Here is a 3,023-nt window from a genome sequence, read left to right on the forward strand (position 1 = left end):
ACTATGCCGTTTACGTATCTTTTTTCCCCCCATCTATACCTATTTTTTCTGAGGCTCCTGTGGGGTTAACACTTGTTTTAACACTTTGTGAATAAGATGCTATAGCTGGGATTCTTACTCCTTTCATACTTACTTCGGCTTGTCTTAACAAGTTCATGCATCACTTTTTCCCATACCTCCTTAATCCTACATGGTCTATAAAACGAATGTACCGTCCATTGACAATTGCTCTTGATTATATAACATACTGCATTACCCCCCTCTTTTTTGTTGTATTTGCTTCTATTGCCGCTATCAAAATGATGCTTTTTCACTTCCCACTCTTTCTTTTTTAAAGCGCTTGATAATTCTTCTTCTACACCTTCAAGCCTTTTATATCACACTTTTTTATTCATAAATACAGGTTCTAAGTTTTCGCCGCCTTCTTTCATCGGCATCATACGCTTTATCGGCAAGCACCGCATTAACCTTCACGAGGTGATCAACGCATCGGCGTCTTCCAAATTATGGGTCTGACTTTTTGTCAAGTAAAAAGCGATGGGATTTCTGGTGAAATTGCCTTGGGCATCACAGAGTGCTTAGATCTTGGAGCTCAGATGTCTTGGTCCCAATCTTTTTTTAGCGCCAGCGCTGTATTGATGTGCATGCACAATCGTTCGCGTACTTTTTGTCCGGCATCACTGGCTAAGATTTCAAAAACGCTTTTCCACGCGCCGTTTTGACTCTAACGAGTGTGGAGGATTTGAAATTACCAAAACGTTCTGGCAAATCTCTCCATGGAATACCTGTATGATATCAGTACAAAACAGCTTCCATAAACTGCCCTTGGCTTCATCCCCTAGTTTTTGTTTTTCTAGGCAAAAGATTGTTTATCTTATCTCACAGATCCTTCCTCAACGCATAACGTCTCATTTAACACACATTGCTTTTGAGTTTTTATTGAATTCTCAAAAAAAAACAAAAAAATCAACTCAATTGAAGACAGGCTTTATATCTTTTTCTACATCACAAAAATTTTTTCGGCTTTTTTTTGGATTCCTCCTTGAAAATTAGAAAAACTGTCCGTTGTTTGGAAAATTTTCGATCAATTTAAATAACTCAGAAATAATTTCTAATCAGGAGATGAGGTTTTTACAGAAAACTTTTGATTTCTAGTATGGAACTCTTATTAAGTTTAAAAAATCTTCGGAGAAAAATTGTCTGATTTTCCCCGTATTTTAAGTTTAATCCCTTGAAGATTTTACATGGATATTTTTTTTTAATCTTTACAAAATTATTATTTAATTTTTTTATAGTTCATTATTTTTCTATAATTACATTGTCACCTTAAACTATTTATAAGGGGGATAATAAGGGGGATAATATTTGTTTTCAGGTGAAGCGCCGTCGGAACGCAATGCATCTCTTTTATTGTTGACTTCTCCCATTATTTTTCCAAAACCACTCATTCCTTGAGCAACAGTTGCTAGGCCTTTACTTTTTGAATTTCCTGCAACCTCTTTTAACGTATCTGCTGTAATTTGGGTAATAGCAGAAGCGAGAGCTAGTTTTCCATTTTTTCCATTCTCAGAATAAGCACCTTGGGGATAAGTATTATAAGGGTTCTGAGGATAAGCAGAATAAGAATAGGCATTATAGGGATTCTGCTGATAGGGATTCTGCTGATAGGGATTCTGCTGATAGGGATTCTGCTGATAGGGATTCTGCTGATAGGAATTCTGCTGATAGGGATTCTGCTGATAGGGATTCTGCTGATAGGGATTCTGCTGATAAGGATTCTGCTGATGGGAATTCTGCTGATAAGGATTCTTCTGATAGGAGTTCTGCTGATGGGAGTTCTGCTGATTCTGAGAATAAGCTCCAGAGCCATGAAATTGATCACGAAGATTTGACTGAGACGAAGGCTTAGATTGCCCTTTATTATTCACCTGATCATTTTTTTTCGTCTGGTTATATCCCTCTTTATTATTTTCAGAGTTTTTAAAGTTGCGATCATATACATTCTCTGCACTATACTTTTTAAAATCATTTTTTCTTCTCATTTGATTTCTACTTCTTTTATCATATTTATTATTCATTATTGTATTATTATCACTATGTATATTTAAATCTTTTTTTAGATATTCGTTTTGGGAAATACCATCAGTATTACTAGATAAAGAAGGCTGTATATCTTGCTTTTTTTGCTCATAAGGAGGATTAGCGTAAATTGGACTATCCAGTACTCCTGACGAAAGTACAAAAACAATATATTTTTTTATTTTTTTGTTCATTTTACTTTTTGTTTTTATAAACTAAATATAATTGTACAATATTTTTATTAATATTTTATTTTATTGCAATTCATTTATTATTAATAAAAATTCAAATAAAACGATTAGATTTAAAATATTTTATTAGATTTATCGATAATTTTTATAGGTAAGCGCATAAAAATTTCCCGTAATCAAATCCCCCCTTCAAAAATACGAGACTTTTAACAAAAGATAGCATATAAATTTTCAAAGTTTTATTAACGTGAAGTGCTGCAAAAATACGCAGTGTTCCCTCTAGCATTTCAAGAGATCGTGTGTTTGCAAGGGGGGGGCAAAATCTTGCAAACCAATGGCGGTGTGGAGCATTATTTTGTTCAATGGAAAACGTTTTATCTTTTTCCTGAAAGAGGCGGTTGCTTGGAATAATTTTATTAAAACCTGCCCCATACTCCCCCTCACTTTTTTGAAGGGGCTTTAAAAGATCCGAAAGACAGGCTATTTTATTAAAAATAAACAACAATGTTTAATGCAAATGAACCTTCGTGCTTAGTATGATCGATCAGCGAAAGGTTCAGCATCCTGCGCTGATCCACAAGATGAACGCTCCACCTTCAATAAAATCCAAGCTTGAACGCGTCAGGCGTTTTTTTAAAAGGACAAGTAATTGATTCTGGACTCTTCTCAAAAGCCTTAATATCAAGCATTTGGGAGCCAGTTCCTAAAATGCATTTAATGCTCGATGGCACCAATTGGAAGTTTGGAACGCAG

Annotated in this window: 2 protein-coding genes; both read right to left on the minus strand. The window is 34.9% G+C overall.

Annotated features, from left to right (window positions below; translation table 11 throughout):
* Positions 1-1,331 precede the first annotated feature (1,331 nt).
* Positions 1,332-2,273, minus strand: coding sequence for a hypothetical protein (locus tag K737_RS06620; protein WP_006296826.1), 942 nt, complete (start codon positions 2,271-2,273; stop codon positions 1,332-1,334).
* A gap of 142 nt (positions 2,274-2,415) precedes the next feature.
* Complete coding sequence (locus K737_RS10815; protein ID WP_024161314.1) at positions 2,416-2,775, minus strand: IS1 transposase; 360 nt, start codon at positions 2,773-2,775, stop codon at positions 2,416-2,418.
* Between the last annotated feature and the right edge of the window lie 248 nt (positions 2,776-3,023).

Origin of the sequence: Holospora undulata HU1 (assembly GCF_000388175.3) — a bacterium.
GTDB classification, from domain to species: Bacteria; Pseudomonadota; Alphaproteobacteria; order Holosporales; family Holosporaceae; genus Holospora; species Holospora undulata_A.